19 protein-coding genes are annotated in these 22,215 nt (G+C 63.7%); 10 read left to right on the top strand and 9 right to left on the bottom strand.

Annotation, left to right across the window (positions count from 1 at the left end; all coding sequences use genetic code 11):
* The first annotated feature begins 4 nt into the window (after nucleotides 1-4).
* From sufC to AC2A1F_RS09335, 6 genes are all read left to right on the top strand, one after another.
* Nucleotides 5-748, top strand: a complete 744-nt coding sequence (sufC, locus tag AC2A1F_RS09360) for a Fe-S cluster assembly ATPase SufC (protein ID WP_484208492.1) — start codon at nucleotides 5-7, stop codon at nucleotides 746-748.
* The gene (locus tag AC2A1F_RS09355) at nucleotides 745-1,482 is read left to right on the top strand and encodes a SufD family Fe-S cluster assembly protein (protein WP_484208491.1); all 738 of its coding nucleotides are present in this window, start codon (nucleotides 745-747) and stop codon (nucleotides 1,480-1,482) included. Before sufC ends, AC2A1F_RS09355 begins: the two co-directional genes overlap by 4 nt.
* 146 nt (nucleotides 1,483-1,628) lie before the next feature.
* A complete protein-coding gene (locus AC2A1F_RS09350; protein ID WP_484209016.1) occupies nucleotides 1,629-2,798 on the top strand; it encodes a cysteine desulfurase in 1,170 nt (389 codons plus the stop codon).
* Entirely contained in the window at nucleotides 2,795-3,277 is a 483-nt protein-coding gene (locus AC2A1F_RS09345; RefSeq protein ID WP_484208490.1) for an SUF system Fe-S cluster assembly protein, read from the top strand. Before AC2A1F_RS09350 ends, AC2A1F_RS09345 begins: the two co-directional genes overlap by 4 nt.
* A gap of 117 nt (nucleotides 3,278-3,394) precedes the next feature.
* Nucleotides 3,395-3,757 (top strand): HesB/IscA family protein, encoded by a 363-nt coding sequence (locus AC2A1F_RS09340; RefSeq protein WP_484208489.1) that lies wholly within the window; start codon nucleotides 3,395-3,397, stop codon nucleotides 3,755-3,757.
* 78 nt (nucleotides 3,758-3,835) lie between these two features.
* Nucleotides 3,836-5,173: an oxygenase MpaB family protein gene (locus AC2A1F_RS09335; RefSeq protein WP_484208488.1), complete on the top strand. Its 1,338-nt coding sequence runs from the start codon at nucleotides 3,836-3,838 to the stop codon at nucleotides 5,171-5,173.
* A 34-nt stretch (nucleotides 5,174-5,207) separates the two neighbouring features.
* Here AC2A1F_RS09335 and AC2A1F_RS09330 read toward each other — a convergent pair whose 3' ends face one another.
* The 3 genes from AC2A1F_RS09330 to thrS all read right to left on the bottom strand — a co-directional run bounded on the left by AC2A1F_RS09330 (nucleotide 5,208) and on the right by thrS (nucleotide 9,053).
* Nucleotides 5,208-6,152, bottom strand: a complete 945-nt coding sequence (locus AC2A1F_RS09330; RefSeq protein WP_484208487.1) for a hypothetical protein — start codon at nucleotides 6,150-6,152, stop codon at nucleotides 5,208-5,210.
* 51 nt (nucleotides 6,153-6,203) lie between these two features.
* Complete coding sequence (locus tag AC2A1F_RS09325) at nucleotides 6,204-6,950, bottom strand: TSUP family transporter (RefSeq protein WP_484208486.1); 747 nt, start codon at nucleotides 6,948-6,950, stop codon at nucleotides 6,204-6,206.
* 96 nt (nucleotides 6,951-7,046) lie between these two features.
* The gene (gene thrS / locus AC2A1F_RS09320; protein WP_484208485.1) at nucleotides 7,047-9,053 is read right to left on the bottom strand and encodes a threonine--tRNA ligase; all 2,007 of its coding nucleotides are present in this window, start codon (nucleotides 9,051-9,053) and stop codon (nucleotides 7,047-7,049) included.
* 235 nt (nucleotides 9,054-9,288) lie between these two features.
* On the opposite strand from thrS, the gene AC2A1F_RS09315 reads away from it, so the two are divergent.
* Both AC2A1F_RS09315 and AC2A1F_RS09310 read left to right on the top strand, forming a co-directional pair.
* Entirely contained in the window at nucleotides 9,289-9,714 is a 426-nt protein-coding gene (locus AC2A1F_RS09315; protein WP_484208484.1) for a hypothetical protein, read from the top strand.
* Nucleotides 9,711-9,905 (top strand): helix-turn-helix transcriptional regulator, encoded by a 195-nt coding sequence (locus tag AC2A1F_RS09310; protein ID WP_484208483.1) that lies wholly within the window; start codon nucleotides 9,711-9,713, stop codon nucleotides 9,903-9,905. Before AC2A1F_RS09315 ends, AC2A1F_RS09310 begins: the two co-directional genes overlap by 4 nt.
* 6 nt (nucleotides 9,906-9,911) lie before the next feature.
* Here AC2A1F_RS09310 and AC2A1F_RS09305 read toward each other — a convergent pair whose 3' ends face one another.
* The 6 genes from AC2A1F_RS09305 to queG all read right to left on the bottom strand — a co-directional run bounded on the left by AC2A1F_RS09305 (nucleotide 9,912) and on the right by queG (nucleotide 19,901).
* Nucleotides 9,912-11,141, bottom strand: coding sequence for an NAD(P)/FAD-dependent oxidoreductase (locus tag AC2A1F_RS09305; protein ID WP_484208482.1), 1,230 nt, complete (start codon nucleotides 11,139-11,141; stop codon nucleotides 9,912-9,914).
* Nucleotides 11,142-11,252: 111 nt separating this feature from the next.
* Nucleotides 11,253-15,938: an NAD-glutamate dehydrogenase domain-containing protein gene (locus AC2A1F_RS09300; RefSeq protein WP_484208481.1), complete on the bottom strand. Its 4,686-nt coding sequence runs from the start codon at nucleotides 15,936-15,938 to the stop codon at nucleotides 11,253-11,255.
* Nucleotides 15,939-16,167: 229 nt separating this feature from the next.
* Nucleotides 16,168-17,160, bottom strand: a complete 993-nt coding sequence (locus AC2A1F_RS09295) for an LLM class flavin-dependent oxidoreductase (RefSeq protein WP_484208480.1) — start codon at nucleotides 17,158-17,160, stop codon at nucleotides 16,168-16,170.
* The gene (locus tag AC2A1F_RS09290) at nucleotides 17,157-18,095 is read right to left on the bottom strand and encodes a tetratricopeptide repeat protein (RefSeq protein ID WP_484208479.1); all 939 of its coding nucleotides are present in this window, start codon (nucleotides 18,093-18,095) and stop codon (nucleotides 17,157-17,159) included. Before AC2A1F_RS09290 ends, AC2A1F_RS09295 begins: the two co-directional genes overlap by 4 nt.
* On the bottom strand, nucleotides 18,085-18,819 hold the full coding sequence (locus AC2A1F_RS09285) for an alpha/beta fold hydrolase (RefSeq protein ID WP_484208478.1): 735 nt from the start codon (nucleotides 18,817-18,819) through the stop codon (nucleotides 18,085-18,087). The genes AC2A1F_RS09290 and AC2A1F_RS09285 overlap by 11 nt, the downstream gene beginning before the upstream one ends.
* A gap of 8 nt (nucleotides 18,820-18,827) precedes the next feature.
* On the bottom strand, nucleotides 18,828-19,901 hold the full coding sequence (gene queG, locus AC2A1F_RS09280; RefSeq protein WP_484209015.1) for a tRNA epoxyqueuosine(34) reductase QueG: 1,074 nt from the start codon (nucleotides 19,899-19,901) through the stop codon (nucleotides 18,828-18,830).
* Nucleotides 19,902-19,971: 70 nt separating this feature from the next.
* Here queG and AC2A1F_RS09275 point away from each other — a divergent pair, with 70 nt between their 5' ends.
* Together AC2A1F_RS09275 and AC2A1F_RS09270 are read left to right on the top strand one after the other, a co-directional pair.
* The gene (locus AC2A1F_RS09275) at nucleotides 19,972-20,961 is read left to right on the top strand and encodes an ABC transporter ATP-binding protein (RefSeq protein WP_484208477.1); all 990 of its coding nucleotides are present in this window, start codon (nucleotides 19,972-19,974) and stop codon (nucleotides 20,959-20,961) included.
* Nucleotides 20,958-22,187, top strand: a complete 1,230-nt coding sequence (locus AC2A1F_RS09270) for an ABC transporter permease (RefSeq protein ID WP_484208476.1) — start codon at nucleotides 20,958-20,960, stop codon at nucleotides 22,185-22,187. Before AC2A1F_RS09275 ends, AC2A1F_RS09270 begins: the two co-directional genes overlap by 4 nt.
* The last annotated feature ends 28 nt before the right edge of the window (nucleotides 22,188-22,215 follow it).

The following is a 22,215-nucleotide window of genomic DNA, read 5'->3' as shown; positions in this document are numbered from 1 at the left end:
ACCCATGCTCAACATCCAGAACCTCTCCGCCACCATCGCCGACAAGCAGATTCTCAAGGGCCTGTCACTCACCATCAACGCGGGGGAAATCCACGCGATCATGGGGCCGAACGGCGCGGGCAAATCCACGCTGGGCTACACGCTCGGCGGGCGGCCCGGCTATGAAGTGACCGGCGGCAGCGCCACGCTGGACGGCGTGGACCTGTTCGAACTCGAACCGCACGAGCGCGCTGCGGCTGGCCTGTTCCTCGGCTTTCAGTATCCGGTGGAAATCCCCGGCGTGTCGTTCGTCCAGTTCCTGCGCGAATCTGCCAATGCACAGCGCAAGGCGCGCGGGGAGGCCCCGCTTTCGGGCGGCGAGTTCCTGAAGCTGGCCAAGGAAAAGGCCGCTCTGCTGCGCATGGACATGGACATGCTCAAGCGCCCGGTGAACGTCGGCTTTTCCGGCGGCGAAAAGAAGCGCGCCGAGATGGTGCAGATGGGCATTCTTGATCCGAAGCTGGCAATCCTCGATGAGACCGATTCCGGCCTTGATATCGACGCGCTGCGCATCTGCGGCGAAGGCATCAACGCAATCATGCGCAAGCCAAACAAGGCCGTGCTGCTGATCACGCACTACCAGCGCCTGCTCGATTACGTGAAGCCCGACTTCGTGCATGTCCTTGCCGGTGGCCGCATCGTCAAGACTGGCGGCGCGGAGCTGGCGCTGCAGCTGGAAGAGCATGGTTACGAGGCTGTGGCGGCATGAGTCAGGCGCTTACCCTGCCAACGCGCAAGGACGAGGCGTACCGCTACGCCGACCTTGCCGCGCTGGAACCGCTGTGGCCGGTGCCCGTGCAGGAAATTCGTGTTGCAGCAGGCGAGCATGGGGCGCTTGCCGTCATCCTCGATGGCGCGAATGACGCCGCGCGCGATATTGCCATCACGCTGGAAGACGGCGCGGAGTTTGACTTGCGCCTGCTCAACGCCGGGTCCGGCTATGGGCGCGTCGCCATCACGGTCACGCTGGGCAAGGCGGCCAAGTTCCACCTCGGCGCAGCGCAGATCGCAGGCGGCGACCAGACGGTCGAAGTCGTCACCGAAGTCAGGCATACGCAACCTGATGCCGTGTCCACGCAAGTCGTGCGCTCGGTCCTCGGCGGCCATGCCACCGGCACCTACCTCGGCAAAGTGGCTGTGGCGCGCAGGGCCATTGGCACCGATGGTTCGCAATCGATCCGCGCGATGCTGCTCGATCGCACCGCCACCGCCAACGCGCGGCCAGAACTCGAAATCTATGCCGACGATGTGAAGTGCGCACATGGTTGCGCCGTGGGCGAACTCGATCCGCAAAGCCTGTTCTACCTCGCCCAGCGCGGCCTGCCGCCTGCCGAGGCCAAGAAGTTGATGCTGCAAGCGTTCATCGCCGAGGCTTTTGTTGGTGCAGCTGACGAGGAAGCGTTGACCGAAACCGCGCTCAAGGCGCTGGAGGCAATGCTGTGAACCGGCCCGCCACCAATACCAACCTGCTCCCCCGCGAAGGCGGGGGCCTCGGTGGTGATACAGAACGTCAGCGTAAACCGACTGAGGCCCCTGCCCCCAAAGATTCATCAGGCGCGGGGGCGCAGGGAGCTGTAACCTGGCCCGGCCTGATCAACGCTGACGGCACCCGCTGGCACTACCTTGACACCGCCGCCACCGCGCAAAAGCCGCAAGCTGTGATCGATGCGATGGCCCATGCGATGGGCCGCGATTACGCTACCGTCCACCGCGGCGTCTATGCACGCTCGGCCGACATGACGCTGGCCTTCGAAGCTGCGCGTCGCAAGGTGGCCACGCTGATCGGTGGCGAAGAAAACGAACTCGTGTTCACCCGCGGTGCGACCGAGGCGATCAACCTTGTTGCGCAAACATGGGGCGTCCAGAACCTGAAAGCGGGTGACCGCATCCTGCTTTCCACGTTGGAACACCACGCCAATATCGTGCCGTGGCAGATGCTGCGCGAACGCACAGGCGTGGACATCGACGTGTGCCCGATCACCGCTGACGGCCAGATCGATCTTAACGCTGCCGAACGCATGTTGACCCCGGCGCACAAGCTGGTGTCGCTCGCGCACGTTTCTAACGTGCTCGGCTCGGTGCTCAATGCCCCCCGCGCCGTCGCGCTCGCTCACAATGTCGGCGCAAAGATCCTGCTTGATGGATGCCAGTCCGTCGCCCGCCTGACCGTGGACGTGAAGGCTCTGGATGCAGACTTCTACGTTTTCTCCGCGCACAAGCTCTATGGCCCCACAGGCATCGGCGCATTGTGGGCCAAGGCCGAAATCCTTGATGCCATGCCGCCATGGCAGGGCGGCGGAGCGATGATCGACAGGGTGTCGTTCGACGGCACCACTTATGGCCCCGCGCCGCAGCGGTTTGAAGCAGGGACGCCCGCCATCGTCGAGGCCATCGGCTTTGGTGCAGCGGTCGATTTCGTGAATGCGCAAGGGCTGCCTGCCATCCACGCGCACGAGACTGCGCTGGTGGCCAAGGCGCGCGAGGCGCTGCAGGCGTTCAATTCCATCCGCCTGTTCGGACCGGAAGACAGTGCTGGCATCCTGAGCTTTGCGATGGAAGGCGTCCACCCGCACGATCTGGGCACGATTCTGGACGAGGAAGGCGTGGCCATCCGCGCCGGGCACCACTGCGCACAGCCACTGATGGCGCACCTTGGCGTGCCCGCCACGGCGCGCGCCAGCTTTGGCATCTACAGCGATGACAGCGATATTGCCGCGCTTGTGCGCGGCATCGAGAGGACCAAGAGGATCTTCGGATGAGCGAGAACGAAACCAAATTCGTGGTAGAAGAAGTAGAGGCCGTGGCTCCACCCAAGCGCGCCTTTGTCGAGGATGTGGTTGAAGAGACCGCAGCGGACAGCGCGGAACGCAAGCGCGATTATCTCGAAGGATTCCTTGCGGCCACGCCCGAAGCTGTTTCCCCGGCAGAGCCCGGCGGCGACATCTATGAAGGCGTGATTGCTGCGCTGAAGGAAATCTTTGACCCGGAAATCCCGGTCAATATCTATGATCTTGGCCTGATCTATGGCGTCGAAGTATCGCCCGATGCCGATGTCACCGTATCGATGACGCTGACCACGCCGCATTGCCCGGTGGCCGAAACGATGCCGGGTGAAGTGGAACTGCGCGTCTCGTCGGTGCCCGGCGTGCGCGATGCCGAAGTTAATCTGGTGTGGGATCCGGCCTGGGACCCTGGCAAGATGACCGATGAAGCCAAGCTTGAACTGGGCATGTTATGAGTTTCCCCCCTCTCGCTTGCGGGAGGGGTTGGGGGTGGGCAGAGACCCAGACCATCCCTATATGAAAACAAGCCCTCCCCCGACCCCTCCCGCAAGCGGGAGGGGGGAGATTTTGAAATGACCACCGAGACCAAAGTCCGCCGCCCCCGCCCTGCCGCCGTGATCCTCACGGTCAGCGCCGAGGCGCGCGTCAAGCATCTGATGGACACAGCGCCTGCCGATGCGATCGGCGTGAAGCTGTCCACCCCGCGCCGGGGCTGTTCGGGCTTGGCGTACTCGGTAGACTATGTAATGGCGGCTGATCCGTTTGACGAAAAGATCGAAACTCCCGGCGGCCTGTTCTTCATCGACAGTGCCTCGGTGCTCTATCTGATCGGCAGCACGATGGACTGGCAGGAGGATGATTTCACTGCCGGTTTCGTGTTCCAGAACCCCAATGCCAAGGGCTCCTGCGGCTGTGGTGAGAGCTTCACCGTCTGAACCGGTCCTAACGGGCGCTTGTATTCGCTCTCAAGTGCAGGCTTGATCAATAGCGCAAGCCGCCAGCGGAGTAGCGCGATGCAGAGCCTTGAAGACCTGCGCCGGAAAGTCGAAAGCCAGCGGGCCGATAACCCCGCGATGTATGGCAGCATCGATTTTGCCGCCCAGCCTGAACGCCTGCTGGCGGGTGAAGTTCACCTTTCCGAATTGCGCGGTCGCTTTGCCGCAGATGCCTCGCGCCTGCTGGCCAATCCAGATCTGATGGGCCGCATGGCGCTCTACACCATGCTCGGCGATACCGTGGCGGATCCCTATGCCGCGCTGATGCCGCAATTTGGCTTTCGCCCGCTGGTCGAGATGCTGGTCACCGCCTGCGACAAGGGCGTGGACGCCATGTCCGATGCTCCGCCCGAACTGGTGCGCTTTATCCGCGCGATGGAAGATACGCCGCCCTGGGTCGATATGGCGCTGATCGAACGCGGCGCACGGTTGCAACGCAATGCCATGGCCAATTTCGCGCCTTGGGCCATCCGGGGCGGCTTCATCGCCACGTTCATGAACAAGTACGCCGCCCTGCCCATGGCGCTGACCGGCACGCTGACGCACAAGACGGCGGCGCGGCGGATCAAGGAAACCGCCAACTTCTTTGGCACCAGCACGCTGCCCGGCGCGCTCAAGCGCCATGGCCCAGGGTTCAAGGCGGCGGCGATGGTGCGGCTGATGCATTCGATGGTGCGCTTCAACGTGCTATCGCAAGGGCGCTGGGATCAGCGCGTTTTCGGCATCCCGATCCCGCAAGTGGACCAGATGCCCGCCGGGCTGATTGGCGACTTTTTCCTTTCGGCAGGCGCGCTGAAGGAAGGCCGCAAGACTTTTAACGCCGATGAGCGTGCGCAAGTGGAACTGTCGCGCTATCGCTGCTTCCTGCTGGGTCTGCCGCAGGATCTGCTGGGGGATAGTCCGCAGGACATCGTCGATTTCTGGAACGCGCGCATGCTCACACTGCGGCGCGGGTTCGATCCGGCCACGTGCGGCGCGCTGCTGAAGGCAACGCTGGAGGCCGAACTCACCGATACTTCCACGCCCGCAGGCGCGCTGCGCGAACGGTTCGAAAGGAGCTTTGCCAAGCTCTATTTCTTGCAGAATTTCTGTGAGGGCAAGGAAGCCCAAGCCCGTCAGTTTGGCGTGCGCATCACCCCAGTGGACCGCGCGCGCGCAGCCGCCGTTGGCGCGCACGTGTTCGGGCGGATGCGCGCCTATAGCGCGGTTACCAAAGTGCCCGTTATCGGCGAGCTTGCCGATTGGCGGCTGACGTCAAATCTCAAGCGCTATCTTGGCACGCTGGGTCATGCCGAATTTATCAGCGATGGCGCGAAGTATCGGCTCGCCAGAAAAGACGCGTCGGCTACCGCCTGAATCGGCAAAGCAGGTTGGTGGTCGGCGCTCGCGGTCAGGCGTCCTCAACCAGAAATCGCAGCAGGGCCTTTTCCAGCGGATCAATCTGCCCATCGGCATCGATCCGCGCTTCCAGCCACAGCTTTTCGGCATCATTTACAGCATGGTCGCGCGCTGCTTCACCGGCAACATCGCGTCCCGGCTGCTTGCGGCCAAAACCCACTTCACGCAGGGCATCGGCAAATCCGGTCGCGTCGGTTCGGGCCATGCGTCCAAAAAAGCGGCCCATGCTGCTGCTGCGGTCGTTCATGAAGGCTTCCAGTTCGCCTGCGCGCTCACGCGTCACGCCTGCGGCACCATTCCAGCCCTGCAGATAATTTGCCACACCCTGCACAAACAGGCGCTCCCACGCAGGCGCATTGTCTGCATCCAGTGTTGCGTCCTTCAGGCGGAACAGCATTTCGGCTTCGCGCTGACTGACGCCTGCCGGACGGTCCCCGCCCGAGGCAAAGATGGTGCGACGGATCAAGGTGCATTCGGCGGCCGTGATGCTTCCGGGATCGAGCATGCCGCCACAGCGAACCGGTCCTTCACCGGTCAACACTTCGCGCTCGATCTGCTGCAACACGAACACGCGCAAGGCATCGGGCGCGGACAAGGCCTTTTCCAGCACGCGCACCAGCAATTCCAGTTCGGTCAGGCTGTCCACCTTGCCATCGTGCGAAACGCGTTCGATCAGCCAGCGGGCATTTTCTTCTGACACATACCCGCGTGGTTCGGTGCCGTTGACGGTAAACTCGACCAGCGCTTCCAGAAAGAAGTCCGACCATTCGCGCGTCGGCTCCTTGATCTGGTCATTGAGGATAAAGATGGCCTCGGCCTCTTCGGGATCGATCTTGCCATCCGGCCATGCGGCGCGGCGCAGCGCCAGAATTTCCTGCGCGGAGATCGCGCTGTCTTCGGCGGCCTGTGCGGCCAGAGCGCGGAAATGCAAGGTCATGCGTGTCGGTCCCTCAAACGTCCTGTCGGGACCGGACATAAGGAACACCGCTTAATTTGGCGTTATCAGGCGTACCACAGCCATCAATGCCGACATCGCCAGCAGGAATCCGACGAACCCGCGCCAAGCCGGATCGCTCACTTTCCCGAACGCCATACTGCCCAGATGATTACCCGCCAGCACCGGTCCGAACAGCAGGAGCGCGAACAACGCATCGCGCCACGAAGCCAGCCCCAGTGCCAAAGCCGCCACCGTGCTGGCAATTGAGGTCAGCAGGAACACCGTTAACATCGAAGCGCGCGCCACCTCACGCGGGATCGGGCGGCGCAAGTAGTATGGCACCACCGGCGGCCCGGGCATCCCGGCAAAGCCCGTGAGCAGCCCCGCCGCCGCCCCGGTCAGCCCGGTTTCCAGCGCGCCCGGCGCGTGACCCGGCTTTGCAGGCAGCAGGACCAGCGCGAATGCCACAATCGCCACTCCCGCAATCAGCACCCGCGCCAGTCCCGGCGGCGTGGCAAAAAGCACCAGCAGTCCCACCGGCGTCAGCACCATCGCCGTCCCGCCGATCACGCCCGCGCTCTTTTCGCCCGCGTTCCACACCTTGCGCGCGCCGACCAGCCCGATCAGCAGCCCGAGCATGTTGGAGACGACCACTGCCTCCCCCGGAGAGATCACCAGCCCGATCAGCGGCACCAGCAGGATCGCCATGCCAAACCCAGCCAACCCGCGCACGAACGCCGCGACAAACGCGGCCAACGCGCAAAGGCCGAGGGAGAGGAGTGGCAGGCCGAGCAGCATCAGGCGTCCTTCGACAGGCTCAGGACGAGCGGTTCTGGAAAGTCATGCTCCCAAAAACCCGCTCATGCTGAGCTTGTCGAAGCATGCCCACCAAGCTCACCGCAAATCAGGAGCCAGCGCCTCACCCTTCAGCAAGACAATCGCCTCATCCAGCGGCATCACCTTCTGGTGCTGTTCGCCCAGGATGCGGATCGCCACGGTGCCTTCTTCGGCCTCGCGCTTGCCCACCACCAGCAGGTAGGGGACTTTTGCCACCGAATGCTCGCGCACCTTGTAGTTGATCTTCTCGTTGCGCAGGTCGCTCTCGGCGCGGATGCCTGCGGCTTTCAGCTTGGCCAAAGCCTCACGCGCATAGTCGTCCGCGTCCGAAACGATGGTCGCCACCACCGCCTGCACCGGGGCCAGCCAGGTCGGCAGACGCCCGGCAAAATGCTCGATCAGGATGCCGATGAAGCGTTCATAGCTGCCAAAGATCGCGCGGTGCAGCATGACCGGGCGGTGCTTGTCGCCATCCTCGCCCACGTAGTTCGCATCCAACCGTTCGGGCAGGACGCGGTCAGACTGGATCGTGCCGACCTGCCAGGTGCGGCCAATCGCATCGGTCAGGTGCCATTCCAGCTTGGGCGCATAGAACGCGCCTTCACCGGGCAGTTCCTCCCAGCCATATTCGGGCGTGGCAAGGCCCGCGCGCACCACGGCGGCGCGCAACTCGCTTTCGGCCATGTCCCACATCGCTTCGGTGCCAAAGCGCTTTTCGGGGCGCAGGGCCAGCTTGATCGAATAGGTAAAGCCGAAGTCCTTGTAGATGCGGTCGGCCAGTTCGCAGAAGGCCTGCACTTCATCGACAATCTGGTCTTCGCGGCAGAAGATGTGCGCATCGTCCTGCGTGAACTGGCGCACGCGCATCAGTCCGTGCAGCGCACCATGCGGTTCATTGCGGTGGCAGCAGCCGTTTTCATACAGACGCAGCGGCAGATCGCGGTAGGATTTCAGCCCCTGCCGGAAGATCAGCACGTGCGCCGGGCAGTTCATCGGCTTCAGGGCCATCCAGTCGGCCTCGCCGCTGATCACCGGGCCTTCATCATCCACGTTGGGCACTTCATCGGGGATCACGAACATGTTTTCGCGGTATTTGCCCCAATGGCCGGACTGCTCCCACTGGCGCGCGTCCATCACCTGCGGGGTCTTCACCTCGCGGTAGCCTGCCGCATCGATAGCGCGGCGCATATAGGCTTCCAGCTCGCGCCAGATGACATAGCCCTTGGGATGCCAGAAGACCGAACCATGGGCCTCGGCCTGCAGATGGAACAGGTCCATCTCGTTGCCCAGCTTGCGATGGTCACGCTTGGCCGCCTCTTCCAGCCGCGTCATATGCGCGTCCAGTTGCTTCTTGTTGAGCCAGCCGGTGCCGTAAATGCGGCTGAGCATCGCGTTGTTCTGATCGCCGCGCCAATAGGCACCCGAAACGCGCGTCAGCTTGAACCCATTGGGATCGAGCTTGCCGGTTGAGGGCAAGTGCGGCCCCCGGCACATGTCGAGCCAAGCGTCTTTGTCATCTGGGGCCCCTGACCAGTAGACTGTCAGCGGCTCATCCCCCGGCAGTTCCGCCGCCCATTCGGCCTTGAAGCTCTCGCCCTGCTGCTTCCAGCGGCTGATCAGCTGCTCGCGGCTCCACTCCTCGCGGCGCAGCGGCTTGTTTGCACCGATAATCTTGCGCATCTGCGCTTCAATCGCGGGCAGGTCTTCCTCGGTGAAAGGACGCTCGGCAGGCGCAAAATCGTAATAGAACCCGTCATCGGTGCTCGGCCCGAAGGTGATTTGCGTGCCCGGAAACAATGCCTGCACCGCCTCGGCCAGAATATGCGCAAAGTCGTGCCGCGCCAGATCGAGCGCTTCGGCCTCGTCCTTTGCGGTCACCAGCGCCAGTTGCGCATCAACGGTGAAGGGCCGCGACAGGTCCACCAGTTCGCCATCGACCTTCGCCGCCAGCGCCGCCTTGGCAAGGCCGGGGCCAATCGCAGCGGCAATGTCGGCCGGAGTGGTGCCGGGCGCAACTTCGCGCACGGAACCATCGGGCAGGGTGATCTTCAGCAGTTCGGACATCGGGGACTCTCTAACGCGATTTCGCCGGTGCCTTGCCACAGGAACCGCCGGACCGAAAGGGCGGGCGTCAGGATTTCAACGCGGTGGGGCGGAGGCGTGCCTGTCCTGCTGCACCGGGACTTGGCTGACATCCATTGCTAAAGGGTCAAGCGTCATCGCCACTATGACAATGATGCTTGACACTCTTCCGAATCTAGTCAAGTAACCTTGTCATCAGATCAAGGAGGCTTGACCAATGGTTTGGAAGAACAACAATCCGGCCGTGCGCCGCTACACGATCAGGCTGGCTGTCCTGATGTCCGCCTATATGGTGCTGCTCATTTTCTCGAAGCTGATGTTCAAGCATGGCTATGGGCAGGGCGCGCTGGCCTATGTTCTGGCACTGCTCCCGGCGCTTGCAATCATCGGCGTGGTCTGGGCGGTGATGCGCCTGCTGGTGGAGCAGACCGATGAATATCTGCGGATGTTGATGGTGCGCCAAACGCTGTTTGCCACCGGCTTTACGCTGGTGATCACCAGCGTGCGCGAATGGCTGCAGAACTTCGATCTTATCTCGCCTGAAGACGGCGGCTTTGGTGCCACGTTCTTCTGGTTCGTCGGCCTTGGCATTGGCGGAGCGATCAACGCGCTGCTCGAACGGCGCGGGGCGCGCTCGGAATGAAGAACCGCCTCAAAGTGCTGCGCGCCGAACGCAATTGGAGCCAGGCCGATCTTGCCGAAAGGCTTGATGTCAGCCGTCAGTCGGTCAACGCTATTGAAACCGGCAAGTATGACCCGTCGCTGCCACTCGCCTTCCGCATCGCCGATCTGTTCGAATTGCCGATAGAGGCGATCTTTCAGCGCGGCGAATGAATCAGGTCAGGCGACCATTTCCTTCAGCGGCACGCCTGCATCGGCCAGCAGCTCAGGCGCAATGTGCGCGCGGGCTTCGACCAGCTTCTTGCCCTGAACGTAGTCCTTGACCATGTTCACGCAATCGAGCGCAATCACTTTGCCGCCCTTGAGGTAGACCACCGAGAACGAGCGCGTGGCCGGATCGCCGCGTAGCACGGCGTTGTCATGGCCGGTTGAAAGGCCCACGGTTTGCAGACGCAGGTCATATTGGTTTGACCAGAACCAAGGCGTTGCCTTGTAGGGCACCGGCACGCCGCAGATGTCCTTGGCCGCCGTGGTCGCCATGTCGTTGGCGTTCTGCACCGATTCCAGCCGGATCACTGCGCCATCGGCAAAATCGTTGGCGTGGGCTGCGCAATCGCCGATGGCATAGACATCGGGCAGCGATGTGCGGCAGAATTCGTCCACATCCACGCCGTTCGCCCCTGCGGCGCCGGCCGAGAGCAGCGGCGCGATGCACGGGATTATGCCGATGCCCACAATCACGATATCGGCGGGTAGCACCGATCCGTCCTGCATCTTCACCCCGGTCACTTTGGTGCCATCGCCCTCGATGCAGTCCATCGCAGCACCAGTGCGCAAATCCACGCCGTGCGCGCGGTGTTCGGCCTGATAGAATTCGGACAGCGCCTCGCCCGCTACGCGGGCCAGCACGCGGGGCAGGGCTTCGAGCAACGTGACTTGCACATCGAACTTGGTCAGCACCGCGGCCGCTTCCAGCCCGATGTAGCCTCCGCCGACGACGACAGCACGCTTTGCTCCTGCATCAAGTTCCCGCATCAACCGATCGGCATCTTCACGGGTGCGCACCGCGTGCACACCGGCAAGGTCTGCACCCATGCACGAAAGCCTGCGCGGATCGCCGCCGGTGGCCCAGATCAGCTTGCCATAGCCGATTTCCGAGCCATCACCGAGCTTCACGGTGTGTGCCGCCGGATCGAGCGAGACAACCTCGCTCGACAGCGTCATCTCGATATTCTTGTCCACCCAGAATTGCTCAGGGCGGATGCAGATGCGCTCAAACGTTTTTTCGCGCGCCAGATATTCCTTGGACAGCGGCGGGCGTTCATAGGGAATCTCCGGCTCGCGTCCGATCACCAGCACACGGCCTTCGAAACCGTTCTGGCGCAGCGCAATCGCGGCTTGTGCGCCGCCGTGGCCCGCTCCCACGATGATTACGTCTGCCTGTTCCATCTTCGATTCCTTCCGGCTTTGAAATTCCGTTTGGCCAAAAGGGGCGAAGCGTCAACCGGCTTGCGCGAAAAAGTCCGCTGCGGCCAAACGCGCGTTAGCTGTCTTGTGGCATTAACGCCCCAACAGCGTCCGCGCCTGACTGGCCACTTGCGCCAGCATGGCCGGGGCGACCACGGGGGCAGACTGCGCGCGGGCGACAAGGCTGCGGAACTGCTTCACGTTTGCGGCATTTGCCTCCAGCCAATCGGCCACGAACCCATCGGGCACTCCGCCGCGGGACCGCGTCAGGAAATCCAGCCGCATCTGTTCGAAATCGCGCGAAAGGCCTGCCACCAGCAGCCGCTCCCACGGATCGGACGGGTTCATCCGCCGCGCCGCTTGTTGCGCCCAGTCCAGCCCCAGCGCTGCGCCAAGATCGGCAAAGGCCCCGGTCAGCACGGCGGCATCCACGTTCAGATCGCCTGCCAGATGGGCCAGCCCCACCGCGCCGTCCATATCATAAAGATGCACCAGCCGCGCCGCGATAGCCGCAGGCGCTCCGGCTGTTGCCAGTTCATTGGCCATGGCCTGCGCCTGAGCCTGCGCTTCGCCGCGCAGCAATTGCGCCACGGTGTGTGACAGCAGTTCAACCCCACCGGACAGGTTCTTGATCAGATCGCCCGGTTGGACCGAGCCATGGCCTGCACGCAGCACATCGGCAATCTGCCCGCGAGCGCCCAGCGCGGTGCGTTCAAACAGCGCCAGCCGCAGCGCTTCGGGCATGGTCGCAGTATCGAGCATATCCCACGTGGCGCGCAGATCAAACAGGCGTTCTGCTGCCACAAACGCGGCCACCACTTGCGCCAGCGACGCGCCCTCTTCCTCGCACAGTTCAAACGGCATGACCGGCCCAAGCCGGTTGATCACGCGGTTGGCCAGCTTGGTTGCGATGATCTCGCGGCGCAACTGGTGGGCCGTGATCTCGGCTGCAAAAGCTTCGCGCATCTGGGGGGGAAATGCGGCCACAAGTTCTGCTTCCAGCACTGGATCGTTCACCAGCTGGCTGTCTTCCAGCGCGCGTTGCAGCGCCAGCTTGCTGCTGGAAAGCAGCACAGCAAGTTCCGGCCGGGTCAGCCCCTGTCCGGCGGCTGCACGCCGCGCCAAGTCTTCCGCGCCTGCCAGCCCTTCAGTCTTCCGGTCCAGATCGCCCGATTCCTCCAGCACATCGATCAGGCGCGACCACGATGGCATGGCCGCTGCACCGCCGCGCTCGGCGATGGACAGGGCGAGCGCTTGCAGCCGGTTGTCCTCCAGCACCAGATGCGCCACATCATCGGTCATCGAAGCCAGCAGTTCGACGCGCGCATCCTCCGTCAGCTTGCCCGAACGCTTGGCCGCGGCCAGCGCGATCTTGATATTCACCTCGTTGTCCGAACAATCGACGCCCGCTGAATTGTCGATAAAGTCGGTGTTGATGCGTCCCCCGGTTCCATTGCCACCTTCCAGTGAAAACTCGATGCGCGCTGCCTGTGTGGTGCCAAGGTTGGCGCCTTCGCCGATGACCTTGGCGCGCACTTCATTGGCTGAAACGCGCACCGCATCGTTCGAAGGATCGCCCACGTCCACGTTGTTCTGGGCGCTGGCCTTCACATAAGTGCCAATGCCGCCAAACCACATCAGGTCAACCGGCGCGCGCAGGATGGCGGTGATCAGCGAATCTGGGTCGATCTCAGCCACATCCAGATCAAGCATCGCCTGAACTTCGGACGATAGCGGAATCGCCTTCATCGCGCGTGGAAACACTCCACCGCCTGCCGAAATCAGGCTCTTGTCGTAATCGTCCCAGCTTGATCGAGGCAGTGCAAACATGCGCGCGCGCTCGTCCCAGCTTGCCGCCGGATCGGGATCGGGATCGAGGAAAATGTGCCGGTGATCGAACGCCGCCACCACTTTCAGCGTCTTGGACAGCAGCATGCCGTTGCCGAACACGTCGCCCGACATATCGCCGCAGCCCGCCACGCGCACCAGCTCGCTCTGCACGTCCACGCCCAGTTCCAGGAAATGCCGCTGCACCGAAAGCCACGCACCCTTGGCGGTGATGCCCATCGCCTTGTGGTCATAGCCCTTCGATCCACCACTGGCGAAAGCATCGTCGAGCCAGAAGTCCTTTGACTCCGCAATGGCATTGGCCACGTCAGAGAAGGTCGCGGTGCCCTTGTCGGCGGCCACCACGAAGTACGGGTCCTCGCCATCGCGCACCACCACGGCGTCTGGGTGAACCACCGCGCCTTCAACGATATTGTCGGTAAGCGAAAGCAGCGTGCGGATGAACACCTGATAGCTGGCCTTGCCTTCGGCCAGCCAGCCTTCGCGGTCCTTGGCCGGATCGGGCAGCTGTTTGGGATAGAACCCGCCTTTGGCCCCGGTCGGCACGATCACCGCGTTCTTCACCCGCTGCGCTTTCATCAGGCCCAGCACTTCGGTGCGGAAATCGTCACGCCGGTCAGACCAGCGCAGGCCCCCGCGCGCCACTGGCCCGGCGCGCAGATGAATGCCTTCCACGCGCGGGGAATAGACAAAAATCTCGCGCCACGGCAGCGGCTTGGGCAGGCCGGGCACCAGGGACGAATCGATCTTGAACGCCAGCGCCTCTGCCGCCGCAAGGGCAAAGGCATTGGTGCGCAGGATTGCCCCCATCAGCGCACGGAATTGGCGCAGCAGCCGGTCATCGTTGATCGCGGCCACGCCGGAAAGGCCCGTCTTTATGCGCTCTTCGGCTTGGGCAAAAGCGGCGTCACGGTCTCCAGCGAATGCCGGATCATGCCGCGCGACAAAGGCATCGATCAGCCCGCGCGTCACCGCAGGCGCGGCTTTCAGCGCCTCGACCACGGTGGCTATGCTGAAGGTCATGCCCGCTTGCCGCAGATAGCGGTAGAACGCACGCAGCCAGTTGGCCTCGGTCGCGGAAAGGCCAGTGGCCACGATCAGGCGGTTGAAGGCATCATCTTCGGCCGCGCCGTTCAGCACGGCGGCCAGCGATCCTTCGATGGCTTCGGCGCGCGCCAGCAGATCATCCACCGACGCATCTGCCGGATGCGAAACAAGAAAATCGTGGATATAGCCCAGCCGCCCGCCATCCAGCGGGGTGGGCATTTCTTCCAGCACGCGGAAGCCGAAGTTTTCCAGCACCGGCACCGCATCGGACAGAACGATTGCGCCTTCGCGTTGATAAAGCTTCAGTCGCAGCGCCAGTTCTCCGGCATTGCGGTGCAGACGCGCGGCGCGGCGCGGGGCCGTGCTACCGGCCAGCGTGCGCAATACGCGGATGTCGCTGGCGGCCTCTGCCGGGCCAGCGGCATTGCGGTACGCAATCGGGAAAGCATCGGCAAAGCGCGCGGCAATCGCTGCAGCGCGTGATGGGTCTTCGGCCTTGGCCAGTTCGGCCTCCACCGCGCCTGCCCAGCCGCGCACCATCGATTGCAATTGCAGGTCCAGCGCGTCCTCGTCTGCCCGGGCATTCTGCTCGCGCACGTCGAGCACAAAGCGCAGCATGGCCAGCGTACTGGCCTCTACCTGCAGGGCCCAATCGATCACCTGCGCGCCGGCGGCGCTTTCCAGCATCGCCTGAATGGCAAGGCGCATCTGCGTGGACAGCACATCGCGCGGCAGCCACACGAAGGCGAACATGTGCCGCGCCAATGGCGCTTCTACTAGCGCAAGGCGCGCGCGGGGCCGGTCAACCAGGCTCATCGTTGCGGTGACCACCCGCTCCAGATCGGCTTCGGCAAAGGAGATCAGCAGATCGTGCGGCAGCGCGGTCATCGCATGGACCAGCGCCTTTCCGGCGTGGCCATTGGGGGCAAAGCCGAACTTGACCATCAGCTCGGAAAGCTGCGTGCGCAGGCGCGGAATGCGGTCGGGCGCGGCGGCCAGCGCGGCGCTGGTCCATACGCCTGCATGGACGGACAATGCCACCACCGCGCCGCCTTCGATGCGCGGCACGATGAACAGGTCCAGCGGCACGCGGCGGTGCACGTTGGCAATGCGGTTGGCCTTGACGATCAGCGGCGCACGGCCCTTGCCGCTTTCAAACCACGCAAAGGCACGGTCATAGGAAGCGTCGGCCAGCAGGCCAAGATCGCTTGCGCGGCAGATGCCCAGCGGCTTTTCCTCGGTGCCATCGCGCAGGCGGGTGACGCAGCCCAGTTGCGTGAGCATGCCGTCCGCCAGCCAGCGCAGCAGCGCTGCGCCTTCGGGATCGGCCAGACTATCGGCATCGGCGCGCATCGCGGCCTGCATCGTCGGCCAGTCCGCCACTGCGGCGCGCACATCGGCCAGCGTTTCTTCCAGCGCGGTCAGCAAGGCACGCCGCTGGCGCGCATCGGCGCGTTCGGTTTCAAGATAGACGATGGATTCGCGCCGCTCTCCGCTGGCATCGCCCGCTGGAAGGTCGGTAAGCCGCCCTTGCGCATCACGGCGCACGGCGGTTACCGGATGGACCAACCGGTCAATGGTCAGCCCTTGCGCAGTGATGGCCGAAGTTATTGAATCGACGAGGAAGGGCATGTCGTCATTGATGACGGCAAGGCGCAGATGGCGCCCAGTACTGCCCGATCCGCTGACACTTTCGATGGCGATGGCAGGCGCGCTGCCGTTGCGCACGGAGGCGGCTGTGGCGGTGAAGCGGGCAGCCTCGGCAAGGCGCGCAGTGTCAAAATCGCGAGCTTCATCGGGCAGGAGCGCAGCGGCGAAGCGCTCGGCCAGCGCAAAGGCCAGAACATCGGCGGAGTCGGACAGGGTTGCGGATGTTGACGCCATGGCGATTTTCCGACTCTCCAGTAAGAGAGAAATATTACTCTCTCTTGTAATTATACGATACGGCTTTGTATCATTATTGCAGATGCTAATCCAGCCGCGGCAAAGCCACAAGTCCGGTTCACTGGCGCGTCCGGCTTAACCTGCTGTTCTCAACCCCTAGCACACCGATTGGTGCCGGTTCGTGGCATCTGTGTGTCGCCAGGTGCTGCTAGGTGCATCTAGGTGCACTTCAGGAATCCACCATTTCACGCGCGGCCTGTGCAGTCAGCGCGATGGATTTCAGCCGCGCCTTTTGATCAAAAATTGATGCAGCAACAATAATTTCGTCCGCGCCCGTACGCTCGGCAAATGCGGCCAGACCGGCCCGCACCGTCTCCACCGATCCGGTCGCGCTCACTTGCCGCACATGCTCCAGCATGGCGTGGGCTTGCGGCGGAAGTGAGTCGCGATAGCCGGGCACCGGCGGCTTGAGCTTGCCCGGATTGCCGGTGCGCAGCGCGACGAACGCCTGATCCATCGACGAGGCGAGCAATTGCGCCTCCTCATCGGTATCGGCAGCCACCACGTTGATCGCAGCGGCGCAATAGGGAGCGTCCAGTTCCTCGGATGGCTGGAACCGTTCGCGGTAGATTTTCAGTGCGGAATCAAGTTGATCGGGCGCAAAGTGCGAGGCGAAGGCATAGGGCATGCCGAGCATCGCCGCCAGTTGCGCGCCGAACAGGCTCGATCCCAGAATCCACATCTGCACCTTTGCGCCGCTCGCCGGATAAGCCTGAAGCGGCACGCGTGGATCGCCTGCGAACAGGGCGCGCAGTTCCACGACGTCTTGCGGAAAGTCCTCCGCCGCGCGGTTCGTGTCCTTGTGCAGCGCGCGCATGATGCGCTGGTCGGCCCCCGGCGCGCGGCCCAGCCCCAGGTCAACGCGGCCCGGATAGAGCGCATCGAGCGTGCCGAATTGTTCTGCGATAACAAGAGGATTGTGGTTGGGCAGCATGATCCCGCCCGCGCCGATGCGAATGCGCGACGTGCCTTGCCCGATATGCGCGAGCGCCACGGATGTGGCGGCCCCGGCAAGGCCTTCCATCCCGTGATGTTCGGCCACCCAATAGCGCAGGAAGCCGGATTCTTCGGCCACGCGGGCGGCGGCCGCAGAATTGCCGAGCGCCTGTCGTGCCGTACCACCTTCGACCACGCTTACCAGATCGAGGATGGAGAGTTTCATGGCGCGGGCTTTTCGGTTGTTGCAGAAGCACTTGATGTAGGGGCGGCCCCAAGCTGTTCAAGGTAGCCTTTTGCAACCTTTCCCGCCTCGCCGTTCGGGTCCATCGCCACAACCGATTCCCACGATTTGCGCGCAGCCTCATCCCGGCCTGAAAGCACGGCGATGACGCCCGCTTCGATCCCCACCAGCGGATCGCGCGGGGCATATTTTGCTGCCATTTCAATGTCTCTTTGGGCGCGGGGCAGATCGTCCATGCGCCGGGCCAGCGTGGCCGAAAGCAGCCAGCCTTCGCCGTCTTCCGGGGCAAGGCGGTGCGCTTCGACCAGCGCAGCGTCAGCCTCGGCATTGCGGGACAGCGCCACCAGCGCGCGTGAGCGGTCGATCTGGATCGCACCAAGCGCCAGTGCATCGGCATAGTCCTTTACCGTCAGCGCCCGGTCGAACCAGCCAAGCGCGGCTTCGGCCTTTCCCCCTGCAAGGGCCGCGTTCCCGGCCATCGCCATCAGCGGAACGGCGGCCACTTGCTGCGGTTGAGGCACGCCTGCCACGGCTTGGGCAAAAGCCTCAAGCGCACCTTCGAAATCGCCCATGCCCGAACGCACCATGCCGAGGCACTGGTTGGCGCGCACTTGCTGGCCGGTATCGCGGCTTTCTCCCAGCCAGGTCTGTGCTTCGACCAGCGCAGCATCGGGATTGGTCCGCGCCTTGGCCAAGCAATCGGCCAAACGGTCTTGTTCGGGCAGATCGGGCCGCTCCAAACCCGCTTCGCGCTCTGTTTCACGCTGTTGCTCTGGGGTCCGGCGGCGCGGGATTGGCAGGTCGGACGGGCGCATCGGAATGGTGGCGGGGCCGATCTGCATGAGGGACATTTCCTGCGCCTGTTCCATTGCAAACAGGGGAGTAGGCAGATCGAACATGCGGGTCTTATCCTTCAAGATCGGCCAGCTCGCGCAGCAGCAGCGCAATGTCGGCGGGGCGCGAAAGACGGTGATCGCCGTCCTTGAGCAGGTGGACCTGCACATCGGCTGAACGCAAGGCGCGGGCCAGCCGCAAGGAGATTTCCCACGGCACATCGGCATCGGCCTGCCCATGCAGCAGCCGCACCGGACCATCGAAGGCAATTTCCCCGCCCAGTTGGCGGTGGCGTTCGGCATCGGAAAAGAACCCGGCGTGGGTTGGCGTGGGGTTTGGCCCGTAAGGATTGTCCTCGTAGATCGTCCGTCCGGCGGCAAGCGCGATGCGTTGCGATTGTGACAGGCCCCATTCGGTGAAATCAGGCGCGGGCGCGATGCCGATCAAGGCTTTGGCGCGGGCCCCCAAGCTTTGCGCGATTAGCATCATAAGCCAGCCGCCCATGCTGGAGCCGACCAGTTGCACGGCCTCGATGCCAAGGTGGTCGATCAGCGCCACCACCTCGTTTCGCCATTGCGACAGGCGGCCATCGGCAAAGTCGCCCTCGCTTTGCCCGCAGCCGGTGTAATCGAGCAGCAGGCAGGCGCGGCCCCGTTGCTCCGCCCATTCCAGCACAGCTTGCGCCTTGCTGCCCGCCATGTCGGACATGTATCCGGGCAGGAACACGATTGCAGGGCCGGTGCCTGCGAGGTGGCGATAGGCCATCTGCAGGCCGGAGGGCAGGGTGAAGCGGTGAACGGCGGTCATGCCCAAAGTCATGGCGCGGTGGCAGCGGTGGGGCAAGCGGGCTTGCGAGGAAGCGCGCCTGCCAGCCGGTCTGCTGCCCATTGCGCGGCTTCGGCCACCACCGGATCGGGATCGGCAAGGAGGGCCTGCACCGCCGGGATCAGGGCCGGATCGTTGCTGTTGCCTGCGGCATAAAGGCAATTGCGAACCCAGCGATTGCGCCCGATGCGCTTGATGGGGGAACCGCTGAACACGGCACGGAACGTGGCATCATCAAGGGCCAGCAATTCGGCTAGCTTCGGTGCGGCCAGTTCCGCGCGGGGCAGAAAGGCACGGTTGGCCTGTGCGGCAGCGGCAAAACTGTTCCACGGGCAAGCGGCAAGGCAATCGTCGCAGCCATAGATACGGTTGCCTATTGCGGCGCGAAATTCGTGCGGGATCGGGCCTTTGTGTTCGATGGTCAGGTAGGAAATGCAGCGGCGCGCATCCAATCGGTAGGGTGCGGGAAAGGCGTCTGTCGGGCAGGCCACCTGGCAGGCGGTGCAGGTGCCGCAGCGGTCTGCGTGGGGTTGGTCAGGGCAAAGCTCAAGCGTGGTGTAGATTGCGCCGAGGAAGAGCCATGAGCCGTGGGTGCGACTGACGAGATTGGTGTGTTTGCCCTGCCAGCCGATGCCAGCCAGTTCGCCCAGCGGCTTTTCCATCACCGGGGCGGTATCGACGAAGACTTTGACTTCTGCGCCCGGTTGGTCCGCCACGATCCAGCGGGCCAGCGCCTTCAGGTTGCGCTTCACCACATCGTGATAATCGCCGCCTTGGGCATAGACCGAAATGCGCGCGCGGTCCGGGTGGGCTTCCAGCGCGCGGGGGTCGGCGGCGGGGGCATAGCTCATGCCCAGCGCAATCACGCTTTGCGCCTGCGGCCACAGCGATTGCGGGCCGCGCCGGTGGTGGAGGCGGGTTTCCATCCATTCCATCGTGCCGTGATGGCCGTCGCCCAGCCATTGTTCTAGGCGTTTCGCGCGCACGGGATCGTCGGCGGCAGGCGCGATGCCGCAGGCGGCGAAGCCAAGGCGCGCAGCTTCGGCCTTCAGCCGGTCTTCCAGACTTTTTGCCGTGCCGTTAACCAAACTTGCTGCCTCGCTCGTTCATCGCCTATCGTTAATGCCATGACGTATGAAGATCGAGCTAGGGGAATGGCCTGTGTCAGGCAATGCGGTTGACCTGACGGGCGTGGAGCTCGCTATCGAAGCGCGCGGGTTGGTGAAGCGGTTCGATGGCTTTACGGCTGTTGATGGCGTGGACATTTCGGTGCCCAAGGGCGCGATCTACGGCATTCTGGGGCCGAATGGTGCGGGGAAGACCACCACGCTGCGCATGCTGCTGGGCATCATCGATCCCGATCAGGGCTATCGCCGGGTGCTGGGGGCGGAACGGCCCACCGATGTGGCGCGGCGCATTGGCTATCTGCCGGAAGAGCGTGGGCTTTATCCGGCGATGAAGGCCTATGAGGCCATCGGATTTCTGGCCGCGCTGCGCGGGATGTCCTTGAAAGAAGGGCGGCGCAAGGGGCGCGAGATGCTGGAGGCGCATGGGCTGGGCTATGCCGCAGACCGGCAGATCCGGCAGATGTCCAAGGGCATGGCGCAGACCGTGCAATTGCTGGGCACGCTGGTGCACGAACCCGATCTGGTGGTGCTGGATGAGCCGTTTTCCGGCCTCGACGCGCTCAATCAGGGCAAGCTGGAGCGGATGATCCGCGATCTGGCGGCAAAGGGCACGACGGTGATTTTCTCCACCCATGTTATCGCCCATGCCGAGCGGCTTTGCGATCAGGTGGCGATCATCGCAGGGGGCAAAGTGCCGTTTGCCGGGCCGGTCGATCTGGCGCGCGACCGGTTGCGCCCGCAAGTGCGGCTGGAAACGCGCGCGCAGGATGGGGCTTGGCGCGTAGCGCTTCCCGCTGATGCGCGGCACGAAGGATCATTCTGGTATTTCTCGCTGCCTGAAACCGGGGTGGAGCCGCTGCTGCGCGCGCTGATTGAAGGGGATGCGGGGATTCTGAGCCTTTCCATCGAACGCGCCGGTTTGCACGATGCTTTCGTCGCCATTGCCGGAGAGGCTGCGGCCAAGGCGCTTGAAGAAAGCCCGGGAGACGCAAAATGAGCATGTTTGGCGACAAGCTGCAGGCCATGCTGGTGATCGCGCGGCGTGATTTTGTGGCGGTGGTCTTTTCCAAGACGTTCATCTTCTTCCTGATCGGGCCGATTTTCCCGGTGCTGGTCGGTGGCCTTGCCGGAAGCATCGGCGGCAAAGTGCAGCAGAATGTCGATCGGCCAACGATTGGTCTTGCGATGAGCGCTGAGGATTCGCGCGCCTTGCTGGCCGCGCGGGACGAATTGCAAGGGCGCGTGCCGGGCTTCATTCCCGATATCGTGGTGCTGCAGGATGTGAAGCCGGGCGAGGAATTCGATGCGCGCGCGGCGCTGGCCAATGGCGATACGCCGGTGTCCGCCGTGGTGAGTGGCACGCTGGAGGCTCCGCTGATGACCGCTCCGCGCGAACGGGCGCGGCAGTGGGTGGGGATCGTATCGAACCTTGCCGCGCGGGCGAAATCGGCCACGCCGACGGCCTATCCCGAAGTGGCGGTGGCGGAAGTCGCCACGTCTGTTGCCAAAGTGAAGACCGGGCAGATCTTCACCGCGCAAGGATCGCAAGTGGTGCTGTTCCTGCTGACGATGTTGCTGGCGGGCATGGTGCTGTCCAACCTGGTGGAGGAAAAGGCCAACAAGATCATCGAAGTGCTGGCCGCCGCCATCCCGATGGACGCGATGTTCATGGGCAAGCTGTTTGCGATGCTGGCCGTCAGCCTTGTCGGCATTGCGGTGTGGGGCGGCGTGGGCGGGGCGATTGTGCTGGCAGGCGGCAGGGCGCTGCCGGTGATGTCGGTTCCGGCGGTGGGGTGGCCCTTGTTCCTGACGCTGGGTTTTCTCTATTTCACGATGGCCTATCTGCTGATGGGATCGCTGTTCCTGTCCATCGGCGGCATGGCGACAACGGTGCGCGAAGTTCAGACGCTGTCGATGCCGGTGTCGATGTTCCAGCTGATGGTGTTCTTCTTTTCGAGCTACGCGCTGTCATCGCCCGGCACCTGGGTGGAATGGGCCTCGATCATATTCCCGGTAAGCTCGCCTTATGCGATGCTGGCGCGCGCGGCGCAGGACCCGCAAGTCTGGCCGCATGTGGCGGCGCTGGGCTGGCAGGCGTTGTGGGTGATCGTGATCGTGCGCAGTGGGGCACAGCTGTTCCGGCGGACGGTGATGAAATCCGGCCCGGCCACCGGGAGCAGGAGCGTGTGGGCGCGCGTCTTCAGGCGTGCAAAGGCTTATTGACATTGGTGTAGGTTGTGGCAGCTTGTCA

This window comes from Novosphingobium sp. HNCC26BN242 (assembly GCF_057180525.1).
The sequence above is the reverse complement of the archived record's forward strand: the minus strand, read 5'-3'. Positions and strand labels throughout refer to the sequence as shown.